We start from the raw sequence: 20,555 nt of genomic DNA on the forward strand, positions 1-20,555 counted from the left end.
GGGAATAGGTCCTCCTCGACACACCGGTTGTGCGCAATCTTGCACGTTTGCTCGAACACTTCAAGTGCACGATGCTCACTTCTGCGCGAATTTGACTGATAGGATCCCGCTGTGCTCCAGCGCCTCCGGCATGCCGAGATCATGCGCCGCGTCCGCAGCTCAGGCGCCACGAGCGTGCGCGATCTCGCCAGTCAGCTGGGCGTGAGCCCGTCCACGATCCGCAGGGACCTGGAGGTGCTCGACCGCGACGGCACCCTGCGCCGGGTCAGGGGCGGCGCGCTGCCCACTGCCGACGCCGACGCCGACCGGCCGTTCGCCGAGGTGGCGAGCACGGACGAGCACGACAAGGAGGCGGTCGCCGCCCGCGCCGCAGGGCTCGTCGCCGACGGCGACGTGCTCCTGCTCGACATCGGCACCACCACGATGTGCCTGGCCCGGCGGCTGCGCGGGCGCCGCGTCACCGTGGTGACCTCCAGCCTCGCCGTCCTCGACGTGCTGCGCGCCGACCCCGGGGTCGAGCTGCTGCTGCTCGGCGGCATGCTGCGCCGGCCGTACCACTCGCTGGTGGGGGTGCTCACCGAGGCCGCGCTCGGCCAGGTGGTGGCCGACCGGGTGTTCCTGGGCGCCAGCGGGGTCCGCCCCGACGGGCAGCTCGTGGACACCACGCTGGCCGAGGTGCCGCTCAAGCGGGCCATGATGGCCGCGGCCGGGCAGGTCGTGCTGCTGGTCGACCGGCACAAGTTCCCGGGCACGGGCGCGCTGCGGGTGTGCGGTCCCGAGGAGATCGACGTGATCGTCACGAACGACGGCGCCGACGAGGCCACGCTGCGCGCCTGCGCGGCCGCGGGCGCCGAGGTCCTGCTGGCGTGAAGGGGTGAGGATGAGGCTGGCCGTTCTCGGCGGCGGGGGGTTCAGGGTCCCGCTGGTGTACGGGGCGCTGCTGCGCGACACCGCGAGACCTCGGGTGGAGGAGGTGGTGCTGTACGACGTGTCGCCCGAGCGGCTGGAGGCCGTCTCCCACGTGCTGCGCGGCCTGGCCGCGGGCCACGACGACCCGCCGCTCGTCCGCACCACGACCGAGCTCGACACCGCGCTGCGGGACGCGAGCTTCGTCTTCTCCGCCATCCGGGTGGGCGGCCTGGCGGGCCGCACCGCCGACGAGCGCGTGGCGCTGGAGCTGGGCCTGGTCGGGCAGGAGACGACCGGGCCTGGAGGCGTCGCGTTCGGGCTGCGCACGGTGCCGGTCGCGGTGCGCGTGGCGGAGCGGGTGGCCGCGCTCGCGCCGGGCGCGTGGGTCATCAACTTCACCAACCCCGCCGGCATGATCACCGAGGCGATGCGGCGGGTGCTCGGCGACCGCGTGATCGGCATCTGCGACTCGCCGATCGGGCTCGTGCGGCGGGCCGCGGCCGCGCTCGGGCTCGACCCCGCGCGCGTCGCGCCCGACTACGTGGGCCTCAATCACCTCGGCTGGCTGCGGGGCCTCGCCTTCGAGGGGCGCGACGTGCTGCCCCGGCTGCTCGCCGACGACGCCCTGCTCGGGCAGGTGGAGGAGGCGCGGCTGTTCGGGCCGGGCTGGGTGCGGGTGCTGGGGGCGCTGCCGAACGAGTACCTGTACTACTACTACTGCACGCGGGAGGCCGTGGCGGCGAGCATGGGGCGCACGCGGGGGGAGGCGTTGCTGGAGCAGCAGGCTCGCTTCTACGCCGCCGCCCGCGCCCGGCCCGGCGAGGCGCCGGCCGAGTGGGCGCGGGCGCGCAGGGAGCGGGACACCTCCTACATGGCCGAGGCGCGCGACGTCACGGGTGCGGGCGAGCGCTCGGCCGCCGACCTGGAGGCGGGCGGGTACGAGGGCATCGCGCTGGCCCTGATGGCCGCCATCGCCCGCGGCGAGCCCTCCACCATGATCCTCAACGTGCGCAACGGCACGGCGGTGCCCGGGCTGCCCGAGGACGCCGTCGTGGAGGTCCCCTGCGCGGTGGACGGCGCCGGCGCCCGCCCGCTGGCCACCGGGGCGCTGCCCGGCCGCTTCCTGGGGCTGGCGCAGCAGGTCAAGGCGGTGGAGCAGACGGCCATCGAGGCGGCGCTGACCGGGTCGTCGCGGCTGGCGGTGGCGGCGTTCGCGCTGCATCCGCTGGTCGACTCGACGACGACGGCGCAGCGGCTGCTCGACGGCTACCGGGCGCGCGTCCCTGAGCTGGCGGCCGTCTTCCCGGACTGACGCGCCTCCCCACGCCGGCGGCCAGCGCTCCGGCGCGCTCAGGGGGTGAAGGGGTCGCGGCGGGCGAAGCGGGAGGTGGCGAAGCGCCAGGCGATCCTGCCGGGCGTCAGCCACCGCACCCGGGCGCCGTTGCGCGCCCGGCTCACCACGCGGTCGGCCAGCCACGGCGCCACCGTCTCGACCCGGTCGGCCAGGATCGACAACACCCGCGCCGACCGCCGCCGCTCCTCCTCCGAGTAGCCGTACGTGAGCAGGTCGGTGACCACCATCCCGGGGCTGAGCAGCCCCACGCCCACCCCGTCGGGCACCTCCTTGGCCAGCGCGCCGGTCAGGTAGCCGACGGCCCGCTTCGTGGCGCCGTACACGCCGAGCCCGGGCACGAGGCGCCCGTCGGTGCCGAGCCCCTCCATGTTCCACACGTGACCGCCGCCCTGGGCCGCCATGCCGGCGACGGCGACCGCGCAGCCGTTCAGCACCCCGACGAGGTTGACGTCCACGACGTGCCGGGCCTGGCCGGCGGGCAGCCGCCAGGCGGGCTCGCGCGCGTGCGAGACCCCGGCGTTGTTGATCCACACGTCCACCCGCCCGTACGCCTCCACCGCGCCGTCCCACAACGCCTGGAGCCCGTCGCGATCCGTCACGTCGGCGACCCGGGCAGGCACGTCCGACGCCTGCACGCGCGCGGGGTCGGTCCCGCACACCATGACCTGGTGGCCCCGCTCGACCAGCGCCCGCGCCAGGCCGAGCCCGAGGCCCCGCGTGCCGCCCGTGATCACGATCGTGCTCATCCGGCCGCCTCCGCCCTGGCCGCCGCGGTGGCCTTGATGCCGCTCTCCAGGAAACGCCCGATGATCCGCCGCTCCTCGGCCGTGAACGCCTCGATCGCCGCCGTCAGGTGCCGCCCGAGCGGGGCGAAGAAGTGGCGGGCCAGCTCGGCGGCCTGCTCGTTCAGCGTCACCTCGATCTTGCGCCGGTCGGTGTCGCTGCGCCGCCGCTCGACGTGCCCTGCGTGCGCCAGCCGGTCGATCAGCGCGGTGGTGGCGGGCGGGCTGAGGGTGAGCGCCGCGCCGAGGCCGCCCGGTGTGAGCGGGGTGCCGGCCCGGGCGGCGTCGAGGATGACGACGAGGGCGTTGAGGTCCGTACGGTGCAGCCCGTGCAGGGCGGCGAAGCGCTCGGCGAACCGGTCGCTCTCCACGTTCAGCGCCCGCATCATCACCATCAGCTCGAACGCGCCGGGCGCGTCATCGGTCGCGGTCATGCCTACTATCATTCCATGGTGGAAACATTCCATGATGGAAATACTTGATCGGAGCCCTCCCATGACGGCGCTGCGGAACGTCAGCGCGGGCCGCGTCCTCCTGCTCGGCGTGGCGGCCAGCGCGGCCATGACCGGGCTGATCTGGCTGCTCGGCGACCGGCTGCAGGGCATCGAGCTGCTGCCCGACCAGGGAGCGTCCTGGTACTACTGGAAGCTCCCTGACCCGACGGTGTGGACCCGGTTGTCGGCGTGGCTCGGTTACGCGGCCCACCAGCTCGTGTTCTGGTGGCTGATCTACTACGCCCAGACCAGGGTCCGCCGCTACACCGGCGGCCTGCACCCGGTCAACGTGGTCGCCCTGGCCGTGAACACCGCGTTCATCGCCCTGCACACGCTGCAGACCCACCTGTTCTACGACGGGCTGGCGCAGGACGTGTCGATCTTCAGCTCGCAGGGCTCGGTGGTCCTGCTGCTGGTGGTCGTGCTGCTCATGGAGAACCGGCGGCGCGGCCTCTTCCTCGGCAGGCCCGCCCCCATCGGCCGGGCCGTCGTGGACTTCGCCCGCCGCTACCACGGCTACCTGTTCAGCTGGGCCGCCGTCTACACCTTCTGGTACCACCCGGCCGAGGCCACCTCCGGCCACCTGATCGGCTTCTTCTACATGTTCCTGCTGCTCCTGCAGGGCTCGCTCTTCCTGACCAGGGCGCACACCAACCGCTGGTGGACGTTCACGCTGGAGGCCATGGTCGCCGTGCACGGCACGCTGGTGGCCGTCATGACCTCCGGCCCCGACGGGGCCTGGCCGATGTTCCTGTTCGGCTTCCTCGGGGTGTTCGTCGTCACCCAGATGCACGGGCTCGGCCTGTCGGCCGCCGTCCGGTGGGTGCTGGCCGGCTGTTACGTCGCCGCCGCCGTGCTCGTGTACGGGCTGCGCGGCGACCTCGGCGGCGCGGCGGGCGAGGCTGTCAGGATCCCCGCGATCGAGTACCTCCTGGTCGGCGTGCTCGCCCTGCTGCTCTGGCTCGGCCTGCGCGCCGCCGCCCTGTTCAGGCGGCCGGTCGCGTCAGCAGCTCCGCCAGGTGGTCCGCCAGCGCGGTGAGCCGGTCCAGCCCGGCGCCGCCGCGCGCCAGGCGGAACCCGTGGCGGCGTCCCCAGAACCCGGCCCGCACGGCGTGGAACTGGGCCCACCGCCGCACCCGCTCCCGGTCCAGCTCGGCCGCTTCGGCGAAGAGGCCGAGCACGTGGTGCACGGCGGCGCCCAGGTCGTCCGCCTCGGCCAGCTTGAGCGCGAGCGACTTGAGCAGCGTGCCGCCGTCGTAGGCGGGGTCGCCCACGTGGCCCTTGGGGTCGACGGCCAGCCACGGCTCGCGGGCGGCGCGCAGGATGTTCCTGGGGTGCAGGTCGCCGTGGAGGAGCAGGTCGGGCTGCACGGGGCCGAGCTCGCGCGCGGTCGCCACGGCCGCGTCCAGCACGCGGGCGGGGATCGCGTGCGGCAGCTCGGCGGCGTCCTTGCGCAGCTCCTCCTCCCACTCGCCGGCCTGCTCGCGCAGCCTCGGCAGGCCGGGCGGGGCGGGGATCGCCAGCCGGTGGCTGAGCCGGCCCGCGACCGTCACCATCTCGTCCAGGTCGCCGGTCTCGGCCAGGGTGTCCGGCCGTGCCCGTTCCAGGAGCATGGCGTACCGGTCGTCGGCGCGCTCGTACAGCCTGACGGCGCCGCGCCCGCGCCACGCGGCGAAGGCGTCCGGCTCGTGCACGTTGCCGGGATGCGGGAACGACACCTTCAGCACGGCCTCTCCGCCGGCCCGGTCGCCGGCCCGGTCGCCGGCCCGATCGGCGGCCCGGTCGGCGGCCCGGTCGGCGGCCCGGTCGGCGGCCCGGTCGGCGGCGCGGTCGCCGCCTGCGTGACCTGCTGTCCGCCGCACCGGGATCACGACGCCCACGCCGCCGTGCAGCACCTCGCCGTCGGGCACGCAGCCCCACCGCTCCAGCAGCTCCGCCACGATCCCGGGCAGCTCCGCCAGCCACGCCGCGCCGGCCGCGCCCTCCCGCTCGACCGTGGCGCGCGCGAACGTCTCGGGGATCACGCGTCGTACCGGTCCGGGATCACGCGTCGTACCAGGGCTTGCCCTCGGCCCAGTGCCGCACCCAGCCGCCGAAGCCCGGACCGGCCGTGGTGTGGCCGAACTCGGCGCCGAAGGGCGAGGCGCCCTCGCCGGTGATGTTCCAGACGTGGCCGCGGTGCGGGCCGGTGACGATCAGGTGCCAGTACATGCCGCAGCCGTCCGTGCCCAGCACGATCGAGCCGGCGTCGAAGACCGGCGCGAGCAGCGCCTCGATCTCCTCGTCCGGGCGCGGGTCGTCCTCCCAGACCCACGGCCCCGTCAGCGGGAAGGGCTCGGCCGGCACCCGCTCGGGCCGGCCGTCGCCCCAGTCGTCGGGCAGCTCGGCCAGCGGCTCCAGCCCGAAGTCGGGCGGGCCGGTGTGCGAGCCGTCGCAGATCTCGGCCACGAACGTGCGGTACGGCTCGGGCAGGACGATCCCGTGCGCGGCCTCGAAGGCGCGGACCGCCTCCCAGCCCAGGGGCGGGCCGCCGTCGGGGAAGGCGGCCCGCAGGGCGGCGAGGTCGCCGGGATCGGCGTGGTCGGTGTTCACGGTCACCATGATCACACCTCGCCCGGACCGTGCGCGAGCCCGTCGCCGTAGCACGGCCGCTACGACTCGCCGTGGTTCATCGGGAAGAACCGCTCGCTGACCGCCATCCACGCCGCGAACACCAGGCACCCGCCCTCGAAGGCCACCAGCCGCCCGTCCCACTCCTCGCCGGGCCGCCCGGCCCGCGCCGACGAGCGCAGCAGCGCCAGCCCGCCCGCCAGGTTGGCCGCCCCCCATAGCAGGTTGATCCCCGGCCCGGACCGCCGCCCGGCCAGCGGCGTGAAATGCCGGTGCCCGGTGACGGCCGTGGCCAGGTGCGGGGCGCTGTTGCTCACCAGCAGCCCCGCCACGAACGACCGCGCGGCCGGCGTGAACCTCACCTCCCCGCTCCCCACCCGTACGTCTTCATCAGCCGGGCCGCGACCCGGGCGAACCGCTCGCCGTCGAGCACCGCGCCCTCGCGCCTGATGTCGTCCTCGTCCAGCACGAACACCCGGTCCAGCCGCACGTACGACACCTTGCCGTCCCGCCCCCACGCCCCCAGCTCCAGCCAGTCGGGCCCGTCGTCGCCCCTGCTGGAGAGCATCATGCCCAGCAGCCTGCGGCCCGTCCGGCCGACGACCAGCAGCGGCCGGTCCTTGCCGCGGGACGGGTCCTCCTCGTACGGCACCCAGGCCCAGACGATCTCCCCCGGGTCGGCCAGGCCGTCGAGGTCGGGGGAGTAGGCCAGGGAGACGGCTGCCCGCAGTGAGTGGATCTCGCGTACCGCACCCCGGACCGGCCGGGGGTCCTCTCCTAGATCGCGCATCTACCGGAGCTTACGGACCATTCCGGGCGTCAGGCCAGCCCGGAGAAGAACTCGCGGACGTCCGCCACGAACAGGTCGGGCGCCTGCAACGCGGCGTGGTGCCCGCCACGGGGGAGCTCCGGCCAGCGCACCACGTGGCGCCCTTGCTCGGCGTGGCGCCGCACGGTGGTGCCGCCGGGGAAGACCGCGATCACGGTGGGCGTCCTGTCGGGCTCGGCCGGTGGCGCCCAGCCGGGGGCGCTCTCCTCGTAGAGGCGGCCGGAGGAGCCGGCGGTGCCGGTGCACCAGTAGAGGGCCATGTTGGTCAGGATGTCGTCTGCCCGCGCCCGCTCCTCCTCCGTCAGCCCCGTCAGGTCGTCGGTGGGGAACGCGGTCACCGAGGCGTTCAGGTGGTCGTGGCCTTCCTCGACGTGGACTTCGAGGTGCTGGAGCCGGTCGAGCCGAAGGAGCGGCTGCGCGCGCTCGGCAGCCGGCTGATCTCTGTCTAGAATATCGTTCTGTGACGTCAGCGTTCTTCACGCGCAAAAGGGATGAGTTCGTCCCCGCGCCGCACGCCCGCGGTCCCTGGTCCCCCGACATGTTGCACGGCCGGTTGCTCGGCGGGCTGGCCGCCCGCGCCCTGGAGGAGCGGTACGCCGAGCCGGGCCTGCGCTTCGCCCGGCTGACCGTGGACCTGTTCCGCAACAGCCCGATGTTGCCGGTCACCGTGGAGACCACCCTGGTCAGGGACGGGCGCAGGATCCGGGTGGCCGACGCCGTGATCTCCACTGAGCAGGGCGTGATCGCGCGGGCCGCCGCCGTGCTGCTGCGCGAGGGCGAGCAGCCCGACGGCGAGCGGGCGCTCGTCACCCCCGCCTGGGACGAGCCGCCGCCCGCCGCGCCGCCGGCACGGGGCGACGGCTGGCGGCCGCCGTTCGACCTGTGGTGGGTGACGCCCTTCGGCGAGCCGGGGCGGGCCTGGATGCGCGAGCAGCACCCGCTGGTGGACGAGGAGCCGCTGACCCCGTTCGTACGGGCCGCGCTGGCCGCCGACTTCGCCAGCCCGATGGCCAACGCCCAGCGCGACGGGCTGCGGTTCATCAACGCCGACTACACGCTGACGCTGGCCAGGCTGCCCGAGGGCGAGCTGCTCGGGGTCGAGTCCACCGGGCACGTCAGCGCCGACGGTGTCGCCACAGGTCAGGTGACCATGCACGACACCGCCGGGCCCATCGGCTTCTGCGTGGTGACGGCGCTCGCCAACCCGGTGATCGGCGGGCGCTGAAGGCCACGCTGAACGCCACTGAGGGCTACGCCGGCCGCTCCGTGCGGTCGCCGGACCAGTCCGTGTGGAAGGTGCCCTCCTTGTCCACCCGGTGGTAGGTGTGCGCGCCGAAGAAGTCGCGCAATCCCTGCACCAGCGCCGCCGGAAGGCGGTCGCGGCGCAGCCCGTCATAGTAGGCCAGGGCCGAGGAGAAGCCGGGCGTCGGCACGCCGATCTGGACCGCCGTGGTGACCACGCGCCGCCACGACTCCTGCGCCGCCTCCAGCGCGCCCGCGAACGTCGGGTCGGCCAGCAGCGTGGGCAGGTTCGGGTTCGCGTCGTAGGCCGACCTGATCCGGTCCAGGAACTTGGCGCGGATGATGCAGCCGCCCCGCCAGATCGTGGCCATGGCCCCCAGGTCGAGGTCCCAGCCGTACTCCTTCGAGGCCGCGGCCATCTGGTCGAAGCCCTGCGCGTAGGCCACGATCTTGGAGGCGTACAGGGCCTGCCGCACGTCCTCGATCAGCTCGCGCCCGCCGACGCCGGACAGCTTCGGCCCCGCCAGCGCCTGCGCGGCGGCGCGCTGCTCCGGGTGGCCCGACAGCGCCCGCGCGAACGTGGCCTCCGCGATGCCCGTCACCGGCACGCCCAGGTCGAGGGCGCTCTGCACGGTCCAGCGGCCGGTGCCCTTCTGCTCGGCCTGGTCCACCACGAGGTCCACGAACGGCTTGCCCGTCTCGGCGTCCACCTGGTCGAGCACCTCCGCGGTGATCTCGATCAGGTAGGAGTCGAGCTCGCCGCGGTTCCACTCCCTGAACACCTCGGCCAGCTCCGCCGGCGTCGCGCCCAGGGCCTGCCGCAGCAGGTCGTACGACTCCGCGATGAGCTGCATGTCCGAGTACTCGATGCCGTTGTGCACCATCTTCACGAAGTGCCCGGCTCCGTCGGGGCCGACGTGCACCGAACACGGCACCCCGTCCACCTTGGCCGCGATGTCCTGAAGGATCGGGCCGAGCGCCTCCCACGACTCCTTCGAGCCGCCCGGCATGATGCTCGGGCCGTTCAGCGCGCCCTCCTCGCCGCCGGAGATGCCGGTGCCGACGAAGTGCAGGCCGCGCTCGCGCAGCGCCGCCTCGCGCCGCCGCGTGTCCTCGAAGTGCGCGTTGCCGCCGTCGACGATCATGTCGCCCGGCTCCATCAGGTCGGCGAGTTGGTCGATCACCGCGTCGGTGCCCGCCCCCGCCTTCACCATGATGATCGCGCGCCGCGGTCGCTTCAGGGAGGCCACGAAGGCGGCCAGGTCCTCCGACGGGATGAACGTGCCCTCGCCGCCGAACTCCTTCACCAACTGCTCGGTACGGCCGTGCGACCGGTTGTGCACGGCCACCGCGTACCCGTGCCTGGCCAGGTTCCTGGCCAGGTTGCGCCCCATGGTCGCCAGACCGGTGACGCCGATGTCTGCCAAGTCCATCTCAGCTCCTCTTCGGGGAATACGCCTGATCCAGCCCGGCGGTTCGCGGGGATATTCCCACGTCAGCCGGATGGGTCAATCACTCTGCCGGACACCGAGCTCGTCGAGGCGATCCAGCATGTCCGCCGGGTCGGCGTACACCCGGAACGCGCCCGACCGCTCCAGCTCGTCCCTGCCGTACCCGCCCGACAGCAACCCGACGCCCAGCGCGCCGGCCCGGCGGGCGGCCAGCAGGTCCCACACGCTGTCGCCCACCACCATGGCGTGCGCCGGGTCCACCCGGACCAGGGCCGCGCCGGCGAGGAACAGGTCGGGGTCCGGCTTGGCCCGGCGCACCAGGTCGCGGGTGACCATCGGAGTGTCCTCGGGCAGGTCGAGCATGCCCAGCGCGAGGCGGGCCGTGCGGGCGTACCCGCTGGTGCAGATCGCCCACGGCACGCCGCGCGAGGTCAGCTCGCCCAGCAGCTCCTTCGCGCCGGGCAGCGGCTTGACGGACTGGACCTGCTGCTCGTACGCGTCGGCGTGGTGGGTCTGCAGCTCGTCGATCTGCTCCCGGGTCAGCTTGAGCCCGGTCTCGCGCAGCAGCGCGCTGACGAACAGCCCGCCGCTCATGCCGATGCGCCGGTGGATCCGCCACACCGACAGGTCGATTCCCATCCCGGACAGCGCCTGCCGCCAGGCCACCACGTGCTGGTAGACGCTGTCGATGAGGGTGCCGTCCAGGTCGAACAGGAACGCGGGCGTGGGTGCCTCCGGGAAGTCGTACATGCGTCCATGACACCATGGCCGGTATGCGGATCATCATCGCGGGGGGACACGGGAAGATCGCGCTGCGGCTGGCCGCCCGGCTCAAGTCGGGAGCCGTGGGGCTGGTACGCAACCCGGCGCACGTCGCCGACGTCGAGGCCACCGGCGCCGAGGCCGTGGTGTGCGACCTGGAGCGGGCGAGCGTCGAGGAGGTCACGCGGATCGTCGAGGGCGCCGACGCCGTGGTCTTCGCGGCCGGCGCGGGCCCCGGCAGCGGCGTGCCCCGCAAGGACACCGTGGACCGGGGCGCGTCCGTCCTGATGGCCGACGCCGCCGAGCGGGCGGGCGTGCGGCGCTTCGTCCAGATCTCCTCGATGGGCGCGGGCAAGCCCCTCGCCCCCGGCCGCGACGAGGTGTGGGCCGCCTACATCAAGGCCAAGACCGAGGCCGAGGAGGACCTGCGCGCCCGCGACGGCCTGGCCTGGACCATCCTGCGGCCGGGCCGCCTGACCGACGAGCCCGGCACCGGGCTGGTGTGGCTGGCCCCCGAGGTGCAGCCGGGCGCGGTGCCGCGCGACGACGTGGCCGCCGTCATCGTCGCGCTCCTCGACAACCCCGCCACGGCGGGGCGGACTCTGGAGCTCGTCTCCGGCGACACCCCGATCATCGACCTCGTCGCGTCGAACGAGTGACGTCACCAGTTGGATGCTTTACCGCACGCTGGCATTGACATGCGGTGAGTGCGGCTAGATGTCCCCTGAGTGCGAGGGGGACCTGTGATGTCGAGATCGTTCTTCGGTGAAGACCCGTTCAGAGGGTTCGAGGAGCTCACCGGCCGGGTGTTCGGCGGCATGGAGGGCTGGCCGCCGTCCCGGCCCAGCGTCCAGCGGGTGGACGTGGGCCGGCTGCTCAGCGCCGAGGCCCGCCAGGTGCTGAGCGCCGCGCTGGAGGGCGCGGGCCGGCGCGGCGCCGCCGACCTCGACGTGCTCGACCTGCTCGACGCGCTGACCGACACCGACTCCACGCAGGCGCTGCTGCGCACGGCCGGGGTGGACGTGGGCCGGCTGCGCGACCGCATCGACGCCGCCGCCGGGCCGGGCGAGCCCGCCGAGCCGCCGACCACGCTGTCCCCGGCGGCCAAACGCGCCGTCCTCGACGCCCAGCGCATCTCGCGGGCCCTGCAGTCGTCCTACATCGGGCCCGAGCACCTGCTGCTCGCGCTGGCCGCCAACCCCGACTCCACCGCCGCCCGCCTGCTGCGGGAGCAGGGCGTCTCGGCGAACGAGCTGCAGCAGGCCCTCATGGCCACCCCCGCGCGCGGCGGTGGCGCGGGCGACGGCCGCCGCGCGAGTCAGACGCCCTCGCTGGACGAGTACGGCCGCGACCTCACCGAGGAGGCCAGGCAGGGCCGCATCGACCCGGTCGTCGGCCGCGAGGACGAGATCGAGCAGTGCATCGAGGTGCTGTCGCGCCGCACCAAGAACAACCCGTGCCTGATCGGCGAGCCCGGCGTCGGCAAGACGGCGATCGTCGAGGGCATCGCCCAGCGCATCGTGAACGGCAGCGTGCCCGACACCCTCAAGGACCGCCGCGTCGTCGCGCTCGACCTGACCGGGATGGTGGCCGGGTCGAAGTACCGGGGCGAGTTCGAGGAGCGCATCAAGAAGGTCATCGACGAGGTACGCGAGCACGCCGACGAGATCATCGTCTTCATCGACGAGGTGCACACGCTGGTCGGCGCCGGCTCCGCCGAGGGCGGCATGGACGCGGCCAACATCCTCAAGCCCGCGCTGGCCCGCGGCGAGCTGCACGTCATCGCCGCCACCACCATCGACGAGTACCGCAAGAACATCGAGAAGGACGCCGCCCTCGAACGCCGCTTTCAGCCCATCCTGGTCCCCGAGCCGACCGTGGAGCAGACGGTCGAGATCCTGGCCGGGCTGCGGGACGCGTACGAGGCGCACCACCAGGTCCGCATCACCGACGAGGCGCTGCACGCGGCGGCCAACCTGTCGGCCCGCTACATCTCCGACCGGTTCCTGCCGGACAAGGCCATCGACCTCATCGACCAGGCCTCCGCCCGGGTGCGGCTGCGCTCGCGCACGCCCGGCAGCGACGTGCGGGAGCTGGAGGAGCGCCTCGACGCCCTGCGCCGCGACAAGGACCAGGCCGTCTCCCGCGACGACTTCGACCGCGCCAAGGAGCTGACCACGCAGATCGACAAGCTCCGGCCCGAGCTGGAGCGGGCCAGGCACGGCGGGGACACCGGCGCCGGCACGGTGCCGCAGGTCATGGTCGAGGACATCGCCGAGGTCGTCTCCCGCCGCACCGGCATCCCCGTCACCCAGCTCACCGAGCAGGAGCGCGACCGGCTGATGCGCCTGGAGGAGCACCTGCACGAGCGCGTCATCGGCCAGGACGAGGCCGTCGTCGCCATCGCCGAGGCCGTCCGCAGGGCCCGGGCGGGCCTGTCGGACCCGAACCGGCCGATCGGCAGCTTCCTGTTCCTCGGCCCCACGGGGGTCGGCAAGACGGAGCTGGCCAGGGCGCTGGCGGCGGCGCTGTTCGGCGGCGAGGACCACATGGTGCGCATCGACATGAGCGAGTTCCAGGAGCGGCACACGGTCTCGCGGCTGATCGGCGCGCCGCCCGGGTACGTCGGCTACGAGGAGGCGGGGCAACTCACCGAGGCCGTACGCCGCCGGCCGCACGGCGTGATCCTGCTCGACGAGATCGAGAAGGCCCACCCCGACGTCATGAACATCCTGCTGCAGCTGCTCGACGACGGCCGCCTGACCGACGGCCAGGGCCGCACGGTCGACTTCACCAACACCGTCGTCATCATGACCAGCAACCTCGGCGCCCAGCTCATCCTGGAGTCCACCGGGGACGTCGAGGAGCAGCTCATGGACCTGCTGCGCCGCTCGCTGCGCCCCGAGCTGCTCAACCGCATCGACGAGACGATCGTCTTCAGGCGGCTGGAGCGCGAGCAGCTCCGCCAGATCGTGGACCTGCTGCTGGAGCGCACCCGGCAGCGGCTGCGCGGCCAGGACGTGACGCTGGAGGTCACGGACGCGGCCAAGGACTGGCTGGCGGCGCGCGGCTACCAGCCCGAGTTCGGGGCGCGGCCGTTGCGGCGGACGGTGCAGCGGGAGCTGGACAACCGGCTGTCCACGATGTTGCTGACCGGTGAGGTGGCCGAGCACGGGAAGGTGACGGTGGACGTGGAGGGCGACCAGCTCAGCCTCAGGGCCCACAACCCCGAACCCGCCACCTGACCGGGCGCGGGCACTCCAGGGCGGACCCGCCGCTCCCGGCAGAGCGGTCACTCCAGGCCGGGCCCGCCGCTTTCGGCGCGAGGGGTCACTCCAGGGCCGGGCCCGCCGCTTTCGGCGCGAGGGGTCACTCCAGGGCGGCGCGTGCCCGCTCCCGGCACTCCTCCAGCGTGAGGCCCGCGAGCGCCTCGCGCACCGCCGGCACGCACACGGGGGCCATCGACAGGCTCGTCACCCCCAGCCCCACCAGCAGCGGCGCGAGCACCGGATCGCCCGCCGCCTCGCCGCACACCCCGACCGGCTTGCCTGCCTGCCTGCCCGCCTGCGCGCACAGGCCGATCAGCTCCAGCAGGGCCGGCTGGCGCGGGTCCAGCAGGTCGGCCAGGGCGGAGTGCTGGCGGTCGGCGGCGAAGGTGTACTGGGCCAGGTCGTTGGTGCCGACGCTGAGGAAGTCCACCTCCTGCAGCAGCCGCCCCGCGCGCAGCGCCGCCGCCGGCACCTCGACCATCACGCCCACCCGCGCGATGCCCTTGGCCCGCGCCCGGCGGGCGAAGTCGCTCGCCTCCCCGACCGTGGTGACCATGGGCGCCATCACCCACGGCTCGGCCCCGGCCCGGCGCGCCGCCGCGGCGATCGCGTCGAGCTGGGTGTCCAGGACGTCCGGCAGCAGCCGGTCCACGCGCAGGCCGCGGACGCCCAGGGCCGGGTTCTGCTCCTCCGGCAGGCCGAGGAAGGGCAGCGGCTTGTCGGTGCCCGCGTCGAGCGTGCGCACGATCACGTGCTCCGCCTGGGCGAACACCTCCGCGTACGCGGTGACCTGCTCCTCGAACGACGGGGCCTGCTTGCGGTCGAGGAACAGGAACTCCGTCCTGAACAGCCCCACCCCCTCAGCACCCGTCGCCGCGACACCCATCCCTTCAGCGCCCGCTTCCGCGTCACGTGGTGCCAGGTCGGCGGCCGAGCCGATGTTGAGCAGCAGCTTCACCGGATGCCCGTCGGCCGTCCTCCCCGGGCCCCGGCCCGCGCGGAGGCGGGCCCTGTGGGCGATCTCGGCCCGGGCGACCTCGTCGGCCTCCCGCTCGGTGAGCCCGATCGCGATCTCACCGGTGCCGCCGTCCACCCCGATCACCGTGCCGTCGTCGAGGCCCGTGACGCCCGCGCACGCCACGACGGCGGGCAGGCCCATGGCTCTGGCCAGGATCGCGGTGTGGCTGGTGGGGCCGCCGCGCTCGGTGACCAGCGCCAGCACGTCGGGGCCCAAGCCCGCCGTGTCGGCGGGGGAGAGGTCGGTGGCCACCAGCACGTACGGGTGACCGGGGGAGGGCAGGCCGGGCATCGGCACGCCGAGGGCGGAGGCCACGGCGCGGTGCCTGAGGTCGTCGAGGTCGGCGGCCCGCTCGGCCAGGTAACCGCCGAGCGCGGCCAGCGCCTCGCGGTGCGTGGTGAAGGCGGCGTCCAGGGCGTGGGGGGCGCTGGTGCCGCCGGCCGTGAGCCGTTCGGCCTCCTCCAGCAGCAGGGGGTCCTCGGCGATCATGGCCAGGGCCTCCAGGATCTCGGCCGCCTCGCCGTCGGCGGCCAGCGCCCGCCGGTTCAGCTCGGCGGCGACCGCTCCCAGCGCCTTGGCCACGGTGGCCGCTTCGGCGCCCGGGTCGGTGACGGGCGCGGGCGCGGGCAACGCGGGCGGCTCGCCCAGCCGCATCACCGGCCCGGCGGCCCGCCCCTGACTGACCCCCAGCCCGGCCAGCCGCCCGGCGGCCCCTTCCCAAGGAGCCGCAGCGGGCCCGCCGCTCCCGACCTCAGGCATCGAGGGCCTCTTCCGCGTCCAGATCGCGGGCCAGCAGCGCCGCCAGCGCGTCCAGCGCCTCCTCCGCCCCCGGCCCCTCCGCCTCCAGCGTGACCTCCGTGCCCTGGACGACGCCGAGCGACAGCACCCCCAGCATGCTCTTGGCCGGCACCGCCTTCTCCCCGGCCCGGATCGTCACCGGCACCCCCGACTTCACCACCGCCTGCACGAACAGCTTCGCCGGACGGGCGTGCAGCCCGCTGGCCGCTGCCACGACCACCGTTCGCTGTGCCATCGCCTACCTCCTGTCAGGGTTCTATGGTGACCTTGATGGCCTCGCCCCGGCTGACCAGGCCGATCCCGTCCAGCACGCGCGGCAGCGGCAGCCGGTGGGTGATCAGGTCCGACACCGGTACGGCGCCCTCGGCCACCAGCCGCAGCGCCTCGGCGTTGTGGGCCGGGCTGGAGCCGTTCGCGCCGACGACGGTCAGCTCCCGGTAGTGCACGAGGTTCGAGTCGAGCGCGATGACCGGGTCGTCCTTGGGCAGCCCGCCGAAGAAGCTGATGCGCCCCTGCCTGGCGGCCATCCGCACCGCCTGCTCCTGTGCCGCGCCCGAGGCCGCCGCCGTGATCACCACGTCGGAGCCCCGGCCGCCGGTCAGCTTCAGCACCTGCTCGACGGGGTCGGCGTCGATGGTCGCGTCCGGACGGACCAGCTCGGCGGCCATCGACAGGCGCTCGGCGTTGACGTCCACCAGGAACACCCGGTTCGCGCCGCGCGCCCGCGCCAGCCGCACGTGCAGGCAGCCGATCGGGCCCGCGCCCATCACCACCACGTCGTCGCCGGGCCCCACGCGGGCCAGCTCCTGGCCGTTCAGCACGCAGGCGAGCGGCTCGGCCACCGACGCCTCCGCGAAGCCGACGCCGTCGGGGATGGCGTTGACGCCGTCCACGGCCAGCACCTTCGCCGGGACGATCAGGTACTCGGCGAAGCCGCCGTCGTAGTGGTAGCCCATCGACTCCTGGTTCGGGCACACCGTACGGCGGCCGGCCACGCAGTCGGGGCAGGTGCCGCACGGGATGGCGGCGATCACCTGCACCCGCGCGCCGGTGTCCACCACCTCGCCGGCGATCTCGTGGCCCATCACGCGCGGCGGCACGATGTGGTGATGGCCGAACCTGTAGATCTTGGCGTCGGTGCCGCAGGTCGAGCAGTTGCGGACGCGGATCTTCAGCTCGCCCGGACCGGCGACCGGCTCCGGCGCGTCCTCGATCCTGATGTCGCCCGGCGCGTGGAAACGCGCGACCTTCATGCGGTGAGCTCCTTCGTCACTTGGGAGACCTCGGTGGCCTCGCGCAGCGCCCGCGCCCGGTCGGGGTCGAGCAGGATCTCGGCCAGCGCCGCCAGCAGCGGCACGTGACCGTCGTCTTTCGCGGCGATGCCGACGCAGAGGGTGACGTGCTCGCCGTCCCAGTCGACCCCGCCGGGGAAGCGGACGACGCAGATCGCGTCGCGCAGGACGTCCCCCTTGGAGGCGTTCGTCCCGTGCGGGATGGCCACGCCCTCGCCGACGTAGGTGGAGATTGACCGCTCGCGTTCGAGCATCGCCTCGATGTACGGCTCCGCGACCGCGCCCACCTCGACCAGCGCCCGCCCGCACCGGCGGATGGCCGCGTCGCGGTCGGGGGCGCTCTCGTGCAGCAGCACGGCACGCGGGTCGAGCAGGTCGTCACGCATCGACCGTGCCGCCGTTCTTGATGGTGTTCACCAGCCGGGTCACCGCCGGGTCGCCGAGGAAGATCTGGAACGACACCAGTACCTTCCCCGGAGCGGCCGCCTTCGCACGCGCGGCCAGCCCGGCGTGGCACAGGATCACGTCGGCGTCGTCGGGGATGGAGTTGACCGGGGTGTGCTCCACGGTCACGCCGGTCCCCTTGAGCTGCTTCTTGAGCTGGGAGGCGAGCATGACGCTGCTGCCCATGCCCGCGTCGCAGGCCACGATGATCTTGCGGATGTCCTTGCTGTCGATGCCTGCCATGGCTCAGCTCTCCTTCTGGGTGGTTTCGATGGGTTCGGCCTCGGCGGGCTCGGCCTTCTCGCCCCTGCCGAACCCGAGCAGGACGGCGGCCACGGCGAACGTCACGCCGGTCGCCACGAGGATCCCGAGGCTGGAGGCGAGCCAGCCGCCCTTCGGGGTGACGGCGAGGTAGGCGAAGATGCTGCCGGGCGACGGGGTGGCGACCAGCCCGGCCCCGGTGACCATGAACGTGAACACCCCGGCCGCGCCGCCCACGATGACGGCGAGGATGAGGCGGGGCTTCATGAGCACGTACGGGAAGTAGATCTCGTGGATGCCGCCGAAGAAGTGGATGATCATCGCGGCGGGCGTGGTCGGCCGCATGGCGCGCGGGCCGAAGAGCAGGAACGCCAGCAGCAGGCCCAGGCCGGGCCCCGGATTCGACTCCAGCATGAACAGGATCGACTTGCCCGTCTCCGCGGCCTCGGCCACGCCCAGCGGGCTGAGCACGCCGTGGTTGATGGCGTTGTTCAGGAACAGCACCTTGGCCGGCTCGATCAGCACGGAGGCGATCGGCAGCAGGTTGTTGGTGATCAGCCACTCCACCGCGTCGCCGGCGGCGGTGGTGACGGCCTGGACGATCGGGCCGATGGCGTAGAAGCCGACGATGGCCATCGCGCCGCCCACGATGCCGGCGGAGAAGTTGTCCACCAGCATCTCGAAGCCGGCCTTGGTGCGCTCTTCCGTGAACTTGTCCACATATTTCAGGATCAGCGCGGTGAGCGGGCCGATGATCATGGCGCCGAGGAACATCGGGGACTCCGTGCCCACCACGACGCCCATCACCGCCACCGCGCCGACGACCGCCCCGCGCTGCCCGTGCACCATCCGGCCGCCGGTGTAGGCGATGAGGACCGGGAGCAGTGTCCCGATGATGGGGCCGACCAGCTTCGCGAGATCCTCGTTGGGCAGCCAGCCCGTCGGGATGAACAGGGCGGTGATCAGGCCCCAGGCGATGAACGCGCCGATGTTCGGCATGATCATGCCGGCCAGATGACCGCCGATGCGCTGGATGGTGGCCTTGACTCCGGTCCCGGTGACCGGAGGGGTGTAGGTGTCGGCCATGGACGTGCTCCTTTGGGGGGTTGAGCAGCCGCTTTCTATCGGGATGCGCCGGGGCTTGTGGGTCGGATCTCCGGGGGCGCGCCGGGGGCTTGTCGGTCGGATCTCCCGGGACGCGCGGGGGCTTGTCGGTCGGTTGCTCCGGGGAGGCCGGGGCTTCTTCAGGCGGGCAGGGTGGTCGAGAGCGGGCGTTCGGGGTCGGGCGGGCCGATGGTGACGGCGCCGGGGTCGATGTCGGCGGGGCCGGGCATCCGGCTGCCGGGCAGGCGCACGGCGGCGGCGCCCCAGGCCAGCGCCTGCTTGAGAGCTTCGGGGCCACGGCCGCCGCCGGCGAGGAACCCGGCCAGCATCGCGTCGCCCGCGCCGACGGAGCTGCGCGGCTCGGTGACGGCGGCCTCGCCGTACCAGCTCCCGCCGTCCTCGACGAGCACGGCGCCGTCGGCGCCGAGGCTGGCCAGCACCGTGCGCGCACCGGCGGCCCGCAGCTTGGCCGCCGCCTCGGCCACGTCGCCCAGGCAGCGGATCGGCATGCCGGTGGCGGCCGACAGCTCCTCCAGGTTCGGCTTGACCAGGGCGGGCGCGGCGCCGAGCGCGCAGGACAGCGCGGGGCCGCTGGTGTCGACGGCCATGTGGATGCCCGCGCCGGCGAACCTGCGGCACAGCCGGGCGTACACGTCGGCCGGGACCTCGGGCGGCAGGCTCCCCGAGGCCACCACCCAGTCCGCCCCCTGGCCGCCGGAGTGGGCGGCGGCCAGCACGGCGTCGGCGATCGTGTCCAGCTCGGCGGGCGACAGCGCGGTGCCCGGCTCATTGATCTTGGTGGTGGTGCCGTCGGGCTCGGCCAGCGTGACGTTCGACCGGGTCGGGCCCGTCACGGGGACGGTCACCATGTCGAGCCCCTCGGCGGCCAGCAGGCGGACGAGCTGCCTGCCCTCGTCGCCGCCGTACGGGACCACCGCGCGGCTCGCCACGGCGTTGGCCAGCAGGGCGCGCGAGACGTTCACCCCCTTGCCGCCCGGGTCGAGGTGGGCGGCGGCGGCGCGGATGACCGCGCCCCGGTCGAGGGAGGCGATCTCGATGGTGCGGTCGAGGCTGGGGTTCAGCGTCAGGGTGAGGATCACGCCCTGATCACCTCCGGGCCGGCCTGCGCCAGGTCGGCGGCCAGCGTCAGGTCCAGCCCGGTGTCGGTGATCACCACGTCGATCTCGCTCAGCTCGGCGAACGTGGACAGGTACGTGTTGCCGAACTTCGTGTGGTCGGCCAGCAGCACGCTGCGCTGCGCGGCCTTGACCATGGCCCGCTTGATCGCCGCCTCGGCCGGGTCGGGCGTGGTCAGGCCCCGGCTCAGCGAGCAGCCGTTGGTGGCCATGAACGCCACGTCCACGTTGAGGTAGGCCAGCGGGCGCAGCGCCCAGTCGTCCACCGTCGCGAGGGTCTTGCCGCGTACCCGGCCGCCCAGCATGATCACGTGCAGGTTGGCGCGGGCGGCCAGCACGGTGGCCAGCGGCGGGGAGTTGACCACGACGGTCAGCTCCCTGTCGGCGGGCAGCACCTGCACCAGGCGGCCCGTCGTGGTGCCCGCGTCGATGATCACGGACCCGTCCTCGGGCAGCTCGGCCAGCGCCGCCTTGGCGATGCGTTCCTTCTCGGCCGTCATGACCTCGTCACGGGTGGCCAGCGCGGGCTCGAACCCCAGCCGCTCCACGGGGATCGCGCCCCCGTGCACGCGGCGCAGCACGCCCGCCCGCTCCAGCGACGTCAGGTCGCGGCGGATCGTCTCCGTGGTCACGTCGAGCTCGGCGGCCAGCGTCACCACGTCGACGCGGCCCGCGGCCCGCGCTCTCCGCAGGATCTCCTGCTGCCGCTCCTCGGCGTACATGATGTTGGTTCACCGCCGTTTCGGGTTGGTTTCTTCTGTGTTTATACCTGCTTTCGTTGGTCGGTCAAGAGTGGGGCG

The 20,555-nt window shown here is 73.7% G+C and carries 23 protein-coding genes; 6 read left to right on the forward strand and 17 right to left on the reverse strand.

Annotated features, from left to right (window positions below; translation table 11 throughout):
* Window positions 1-111: 111 nt before the first annotated feature.
* Window positions 112-870, forward strand: coding sequence for a DeoR/GlpR family DNA-binding transcription regulator (locus LCN96_RS22265; protein WP_225274797.1), 759 nt, complete (start codon window positions 112-114; stop codon window positions 868-870).
* Window positions 871-880: 10 nt separating this feature from the next.
* A complete protein-coding gene (locus LCN96_RS22270) occupies window positions 881-2,221 on the forward strand; it encodes a 6-phospho-beta-glucosidase (protein ID WP_225274798.1) in 1,341 nt (446 codons plus the stop codon).
* A gap of 38 nt (window positions 2,222-2,259) precedes the next feature.
* Here the strand turns inward: LCN96_RS22270 and LCN96_RS22275 are convergent, their stop codons facing one another.
* A complete protein-coding gene (locus LCN96_RS22275) occupies window positions 2,260-3,009 on the reverse strand; it encodes an SDR family oxidoreductase (RefSeq protein WP_225274799.1) in 750 nt (249 codons plus the stop codon).
* Window positions 3,006-3,479, reverse strand: coding sequence for a MarR family winged helix-turn-helix transcriptional regulator (locus LCN96_RS22280; RefSeq protein ID WP_225274800.1), 474 nt, complete (start codon window positions 3,477-3,479; stop codon window positions 3,006-3,008). The genes LCN96_RS22275 and LCN96_RS22280 overlap by 4 nt, the downstream gene beginning before the upstream one ends.
* A 61-nt stretch (window positions 3,480-3,540) precedes the next feature.
* Between LCN96_RS22280 and LCN96_RS22285 the strand changes: the two genes are divergently transcribed.
* Window positions 3,541-4,578 carry a hypothetical protein gene (locus LCN96_RS22285; protein ID WP_225274801.1) on the forward strand — a complete coding sequence of 346 codons (1,038 nt, stop codon included), beginning with the start codon at window positions 3,541-3,543 and terminating at the stop codon, window positions 4,576-4,578.
* Here the strand turns inward: LCN96_RS22285 and LCN96_RS22290 are convergent.
* Genes LCN96_RS22290 through LCN96_RS22310 form a run of 5 tightly spaced genes read right to left on the reverse strand, consistent with a single transcriptional unit; the run spans window position 4,526 to window position 7,316 of the window.
* Complete coding sequence (locus LCN96_RS22290; protein WP_225274802.1) at window positions 4,526-5,563, reverse strand: aminoglycoside phosphotransferase family protein; 1,038 nt, start codon at window positions 5,561-5,563, stop codon at window positions 4,526-4,528. The two genes, LCN96_RS22285 and LCN96_RS22290, sit on opposite strands and share 53 nt — an antisense overlap.
* A 19-nt stretch (window positions 5,564-5,582) precedes the next feature.
* Window positions 5,583-6,140 carry an SMI1/KNR4 family protein gene (locus tag LCN96_RS22295; protein WP_225274803.1) on the reverse strand — a complete coding sequence of 186 codons (558 nt, stop codon included), beginning with the start codon at window positions 6,138-6,140 and terminating at the stop codon, window positions 5,583-5,585.
* Between the two features lie 50 nt (window positions 6,141-6,190).
* Window positions 6,191-6,511 carry a hypothetical protein gene (locus LCN96_RS22300; protein WP_225274804.1) on the reverse strand — a complete coding sequence of 107 codons (321 nt, stop codon included), beginning with the start codon at window positions 6,509-6,511 and terminating at the stop codon, window positions 6,191-6,193.
* A complete protein-coding gene (locus LCN96_RS22305; RefSeq protein WP_225274805.1) occupies window positions 6,508-6,939 on the reverse strand; it encodes a type II toxin-antitoxin system PemK/MazF family toxin in 432 nt (143 codons plus the stop codon). Before LCN96_RS22305 ends, LCN96_RS22300 begins: the two co-directional genes overlap by 4 nt.
* 29 nt (window positions 6,940-6,968) lie before the next feature.
* Window positions 6,969-7,316 carry a hypothetical protein gene (locus LCN96_RS22310; RefSeq protein WP_225274806.1) on the reverse strand — a complete coding sequence of 116 codons (348 nt, stop codon included), beginning with the start codon at window positions 7,314-7,316 and terminating at the stop codon, window positions 6,969-6,971.
* 122 nt (window positions 7,317-7,438) lie between these two features.
* On the opposite strand from LCN96_RS22310, the gene LCN96_RS22315 reads away from it, so the two are divergent.
* On the forward strand, window positions 7,439-8,203 hold the full coding sequence (locus tag LCN96_RS22315) for an acyl-CoA thioesterase domain-containing protein (RefSeq protein WP_225274807.1): 765 nt from the start codon (window positions 7,439-7,441) through the stop codon (window positions 8,201-8,203).
* Between the two features lie 25 nt (window positions 8,204-8,228).
* Here the strand turns inward: LCN96_RS22315 and gndA are convergent, their stop codons facing one another.
* Window positions 8,229-9,653 carry an NADP-dependent phosphogluconate dehydrogenase gene (gndA, locus tag LCN96_RS22320; RefSeq protein ID WP_225274808.1) on the reverse strand — a complete coding sequence of 475 codons (1,425 nt, stop codon included), beginning with the start codon at window positions 9,651-9,653 and terminating at the stop codon, window positions 8,229-8,231.
* Window positions 9,654-9,728: 75 nt separating this feature from the next.
* Window positions 9,729-10,421, reverse strand: coding sequence for an HAD family hydrolase (locus LCN96_RS22325; protein ID WP_225274809.1), 693 nt, complete (start codon window positions 10,419-10,421; stop codon window positions 9,729-9,731).
* Window positions 10,422-10,444: 23 nt separating this feature from the next.
* On the opposite strand from LCN96_RS22325, the gene LCN96_RS22330 reads away from it, so the two are divergent.
* Window positions 10,445-11,092, forward strand: coding sequence for an SDR family oxidoreductase (locus LCN96_RS22330; RefSeq protein WP_225274810.1), 648 nt, complete (start codon window positions 10,445-10,447; stop codon window positions 11,090-11,092).
* 87 nt (window positions 11,093-11,179) lie between these two features.
* Window positions 11,180-13,678, forward strand: a complete 2,499-nt coding sequence (locus tag LCN96_RS22335; protein ID WP_225274811.1) for an ATP-dependent Clp protease ATP-binding subunit — start codon at window positions 11,180-11,182, stop codon at window positions 13,676-13,678.
* Window positions 13,679-13,802: 124 nt separating this feature from the next.
* On the opposite strand, the gene ptsP is transcribed toward LCN96_RS22335, so the two are convergent.
* The 8 genes from ptsP to LCN96_RS22375 form a co-directional block, all read right to left on the reverse strand.
* Window positions 13,803-15,479, reverse strand: coding sequence for a phosphoenolpyruvate--protein phosphotransferase (ptsP, locus tag LCN96_RS22340; protein ID WP_225274812.1), 1,677 nt, complete (start codon window positions 15,477-15,479; stop codon window positions 13,803-13,805).
* Window positions 15,472-15,753 carry an HPr family phosphocarrier protein gene (locus LCN96_RS22345; RefSeq protein WP_225274813.1) on the reverse strand — a complete coding sequence of 94 codons (282 nt, stop codon included), beginning with the start codon at window positions 15,751-15,753 and terminating at the stop codon, window positions 15,472-15,474. The genes ptsP and LCN96_RS22345 overlap by 8 nt, the downstream gene beginning before the upstream one ends.
* 13 nt (window positions 15,754-15,766) lie before the next feature.
* Window positions 15,767-16,771: a zinc-dependent dehydrogenase gene (locus tag LCN96_RS22350; protein WP_225274814.1), complete on the reverse strand. Its 1,005-nt coding sequence runs from the start codon at window positions 16,769-16,771 to the stop codon at window positions 15,767-15,769.
* A complete protein-coding gene (locus LCN96_RS22355) occupies window positions 16,768-17,196 on the reverse strand; it encodes a PTS sugar transporter subunit IIA (protein ID WP_225274815.1) in 429 nt (142 codons plus the stop codon). The genes LCN96_RS22350 and LCN96_RS22355 overlap by 4 nt, the downstream gene beginning before the upstream one ends.
* Window positions 17,189-17,497 carry a PTS lactose transporter subunit IIB gene (locus tag LCN96_RS22360; RefSeq protein ID WP_225274816.1) on the reverse strand — a complete coding sequence of 103 codons (309 nt, stop codon included), beginning with the start codon at window positions 17,495-17,497 and terminating at the stop codon, window positions 17,189-17,191. Before LCN96_RS22360 ends, LCN96_RS22355 begins: the two co-directional genes overlap by 8 nt.
* A gap of 3 nt (window positions 17,498-17,500) precedes the next feature.
* Complete coding sequence (gene mtlA, locus LCN96_RS22365) at window positions 17,501-18,601, reverse strand: PTS mannitol transporter subunit IICB (RefSeq protein ID WP_225274817.1); 1,101 nt, start codon at window positions 18,599-18,601, stop codon at window positions 17,501-17,503.
* A gap of 158 nt (window positions 18,602-18,759) precedes the next feature.
* A complete protein-coding gene (gene pfkB, locus LCN96_RS22370) occupies window positions 18,760-19,719 on the reverse strand; it encodes a 1-phosphofructokinase (protein ID WP_225274818.1) in 960 nt (319 codons plus the stop codon).
* Complete coding sequence (locus tag LCN96_RS22375) at window positions 19,716-20,477, reverse strand: DeoR/GlpR family DNA-binding transcription regulator (RefSeq protein WP_225274819.1); 762 nt, start codon at window positions 20,475-20,477, stop codon at window positions 19,716-19,718. The genes pfkB and LCN96_RS22375 overlap by 4 nt, the downstream gene beginning before the upstream one ends.
* Between the last annotated feature and the right edge of the window lie 78 nt (window positions 20,478-20,555).

Source organism: Nonomuraea gerenzanensis (genome assembly GCF_020215645.1).
Classification (GTDB): domain Bacteria; phylum Actinomycetota; class Actinomycetes; order Streptosporangiales; family Streptosporangiaceae; genus Nonomuraea; species Nonomuraea gerenzanensis.